The sequence below is a fragment of the Gardnerella sp. c10Ua_244 genome (genome assembly GCF_055818055.1).
In genome coordinates, this window is the sequence record NZ_JARFVS010000013.1 from 1 (window position 1) to 4,047 (window position 4,047).

General features: G+C 37.8%; 4 protein-coding genes. All 4 read right to left on the reverse strand.

All coding sequences use genetic code 11. The features are described from left to right. On the reverse strand, positions 1 to 1,520 hold a 1,520-nt coding region (locus P0108_RS07025), incomplete at its 3' end, for a recombinase family protein (protein WP_473730926.1). A gap of 1 nt (position 1,521) precedes the next feature. Next, positions 1,522 to 1,932: a serine integrase family protein gene (locus P0108_RS07030; protein ID WP_004111243.1), complete on the reverse strand. Its 411-nt coding sequence runs from the start codon at positions 1,930 to 1,932 to the stop codon at positions 1,522 to 1,524. Further along, positions 1,902 to 3,497, reverse strand: a complete 1,596-nt coding sequence (locus P0108_RS07035) for a recombinase family protein (RefSeq protein WP_473730927.1) — start codon at positions 3,495 to 3,497, stop codon at positions 1,902 to 1,904. Before P0108_RS07035 ends, P0108_RS07030 begins: the two co-directional genes overlap by 31 nt. 60 nt (positions 3,498 to 3,557) lie before the next feature. Further along, positions 3,558 to 3,770, reverse strand: coding sequence for an SHOCT domain-containing protein (locus P0108_RS07040; protein WP_101889401.1), 213 nt, complete (start codon positions 3,768 to 3,770; stop codon positions 3,558 to 3,560). Between the last annotated feature and the right edge of the window lie 277 nt (positions 3,771 to 4,047).

Consider the following 4,047-nt stretch of genomic DNA (forward strand, 5'->3'; position numbering starts at 1 on the left):
TCCTCGTAAACTTTTATTTTCTTGATGTACTTTCTTACCAGCTTCTCGTCATATTCACTAATATCGTGACGCTCACTTTTCAGAAAATCTTCCATTTCTCTGATTCGTCTTTTAGCATCTTCTTGACCTGCTTTTTCTATAAGAAGCTGCTGTTTCTTACCTTTAAGCTCATCAATCTCATCAGCTATTTTCGTGTAGTCTTTTTTAGCTTTAAGCAAGGTTAGCAGTATCGCCTGTTTGTCTGCAATTTTTTTATCAACCGTTTCAATCTCGTTTAAGTTATTGCCCGCGATAATTTCTCTAATACTGTTATTCAACGTATCCAATACTTCATCCGATATACTAAACACCTTGTTTATGGCTTTCACTATGGCAGATTGCAGTTCGTTCTCTTGTACTGTCGGAGCATCGCAAGCACTAGGACCGTTTTCCACTCTGGTGCAACAACGCCAGACAACAGAATGCACTCCTCGGTTGTTCCAAGCAATTCTTCTGTAAACATCCCCGCATTTAGAACAAACACACAGGCTGGATAGAGCGTACTTACTGGAATAAACTCTCCTTTTTTTATTCTCCTCACCGCTAAACATGTTGGCTCGTCTTAACATTTCTTCTTGAACTTTAAAGAAAATATCTCTTGGAATAATAGGCGTGTGGCTATCTTTTACATAATACTGTGGTTCTGTTCCATCATTTTTTATACGAACATGGTTAATAAAATCTGTCGTGATGGTTTTTTGTAAAAGAGCATCACCAATATATTTTTCGTTTTGCAAGATGCCTTTAATATTAGATAAATTCCATTTTAAATGCCCGGCACCGTTTTTAATGCCGTCTTTTTCAAGGCCCTCCGCTATGTCTCTAAGGCTTGCTCCTTCTAAATATTCTCTATAAATTCTTCTTACGACTTTTGCTTCCTGTTCAAGAATTACAAGATTCCCTTCATCGTCTTTTGTGTATCCTAAAAACCAGTTATGGTTGATTTGCACTTTGCCTTCCTGGTAGCGAAACTTAAGTCCAAGCTTCACATTCTGAGAAAGCGACGCTGATTCCTGTTGAGCTAAAGAAGCCATGATAGTAAGCAATAGTTCTCCGCTTGCTTCCATGGTGTTGATGTTTTCTTTTTCAAAAATGATCGGAATGTTTTTGTCTTTCAACTGTCTAACAAACTTTAAACAGTCTATAGTGTTTCTCGCAAAACGGCTAATCGACTTAGTGATAACCATGTCTACTTTGCCACTCATGCAATCGTGGATCATGTCATTGAAACCGACACGTTTTTTCGTGCTAGTTCCTGAAATACCGTCATCAGCGTAAATGCCAGCAAACTCCCAGAGAGGATTTCTTGAAATATAATCCGTATAATGCTGAACTTGCGTGTCATAACTTGTTGCCTGTTCTTCACTGTCAGTACTGACACGACAATACGCTACTACTCTTAACTTCGGCTTATCTTCATGCTTATCTACCGTATTCCCCGCTATTTTTCTTGGTGGAATAATTATAACGTTGGCACTCATTTTACACCTCCTTGATTTGACTGTAAGCGTATGCTGCTTGCCGATAAGGATCATCGTATTTCTTTTCTACCTTTTCTAACTGGTAGCTTGTAATAAGCCGAATTTCCTTTATTGGCTTAGGCTCTTTATAACGATGATTCCTGATAGCATTCTCATGCCTTATTTGTTGTACTTGTCTAAACATATCCTCATCGATAATCTGAGGATAAAACTCTGTTCCTAAATACAATTTCTTGCTAAGAATTTTGCCCGTGACTGGCCAATCCCTTTTTATACCTGATTTTTTAGCAGCTTGAGAAATATTTTTAAATTCAAGATAGAAACGAAAAAACTCTCTTACTTCTTGAGCTTTTACTTCATCTATAACCGCTTTACCGTCTACTATTCTGTAACCATATGGGATGCGTGCCATGTTTCTTTCACCTCTTCTTCTAATTCCAATCCGCATTTCAAAATAAAAAGAAATCTTGTTCTGCTTTTTACCACTATGCCGTCTACAAAATCCAGAAAATCCTCATCCTTAAACTCACTAAATACTTCTGTGACGCTTACGAACCGTTGAAGTTTTTGTGCCTCGTTTAAGTGCGTTAAGTTACCGTTTAAACTGTTGGAAAGCTTAAGTTTTTCCTTAAGACAAGTATCTATTTCCGTTCTAAGCTGATTGCTTTCCAGATAGTAGGAATCCATCTCAATGTAGCCACCGGCTAAAAGCTTACTGAGTACTTGCTCTTGTTCTTGCAATTTAGCTATTTTTTCTTCGAGTTCGATAACCTTGTTCAAACCGTCTTTATTATTCACACCTCTCAAACTTTCTACGAGAGGAGTCAACATTTGAACGTATCCTGCTTTTAACTTGTTTAACATTTGCAGGAAGGAAATTTTAAGATAACTTTCCATAACAGACTTTTGTGAACAAGCATGAATATCTTCAAGATGCGTTATACAAACCCATATGCCATACGCCTTATTATGTTGATAAATTATTCGTCTTTTACACTTGCTTCCACACACACCACAACGAATTTTACCTGAAAACGCATAAAGCTTATTGTACTTACCACTACCACATACTATGTTATTTTCACTTCTTCTCCACGCGATAATCTCTTTTACAAGATTAAAAGTTTCATGACTGATGATAGCCTCGTGATGGTTTTCAATAACATACTGTTTTTTCTCGCCACAGTTTTTATGACGGTTAAAATTATCGTCTGTAAATGTCTTTTGAAAAATCACATCCCCTGTGTATGTTTTATTGTTCAAAATAGCATTCACGGTACTTGAAGTCCAACTTCCGCCCTTTTTAGTTGGAATCTTTTTATCGGTCAATACTCGTGCTATTGATTCTCCACCCATGCCGGAAAGAGCCATGTTGAAAATTTCTTTTACTACCTTGGCTTGCTCTGGAACTATAATCATTTTCTTATTCTCGTTTTTATACCCATACGCAGGGCAGGAAATGACGAAGGTTCCGTTTTCGAACCTTTTTTGAATTGACCACATGCTGTTTTCCGAGATGGATCTTGACTCGCTTTGCGCAATAGAACTCAGGATAGAAAGCATAAGCTCCGAACTCATATGCTCGGTATCAATGTTTTCTTTCTCAAAATACAAATAAATACCAAGACCGGTAAGTTTTCTAACTATTTCAAGACAGTCAACCGTGTTTCTTGCAAGCCTACTAATAGACTTTGTAACAATCCTGTCTATCTGACCGCTCTCACAGTCTTTAAGCAGTTGTTTAAGACTTTCACGCTTATCGATTTTCGTGCCACTAATACCCTCGTCAAAGTAAAGCCCAGCATACTCCCAGCAGGGATTAGACTTAATATAGTTTTCGTAATGCTCCTTTTGCACTTCTAGACTGAGAAGCTGCTCATCACTATCACTAGAAACTCTCGCATACGCTGCAACCCGCGTCTTTTTCTCAAAACCAGTTTTTCGCATTGTAGAGTCTATTTTTATTATTTCTTTCACTATTTCCCTCACTTTCAGCTAATACTATTCATCACTCTAAAAGCAGTGTTTATCAAGCTTTTAACCCAATAATTCCTTGTAAAACGGGTGAAATTTTTCCCTGTTAAGACGGCTTATTTTTTCTTTTTCTTGCTCGCTGATAAGCCCTTTTTTAAAGAGTGAAACGGTAAGTTTTTCGGCTATTTCAAAACGAAAATCCGCCTGCATACTCTCTTTTGTCCAAGCCCTCGCTTTAACATCCGTTAGCCCGTGAGCATCATTACTTATTTGCATGACGTCCACCTTCAAAACGATGTTCTATATAGCAGGCGTGGCAGCAGTATTTTCTTGCCTTGTTACCGTAAGAGATAAAAGAATTTTTGCAGTTAAGACAAGCACACTCATAGTTTGCCTGTCTTTTTACCAACTGTGTATGCTTGTTCCACCACGTGTTTCTACACGCGTCAGAGCAGAAACGTTTAACTTTTCTTCCTTTGTTTTGCTTGATTGGTTTTGAACAAGATTCACATAATGCCGTCTGTATTTTCATAGACTGGATTACGCCTAGACT

Coding starts and splice junctions, on each gene's coding strand:
- P0108_RS07040 (WP_101889401.1), bottom strand. CDS start 3,770: ATGCAAATAAGTAATGATGCTCACGGGCTAACGGATGTTAAAGCGAGG.
- P0108_RS07030 (WP_004111243.1), bottom strand. CDS start 1,932: ATGGCACGCATCCCATATGGTTACAGAATAGTAGACGGTAAAGCGGTT.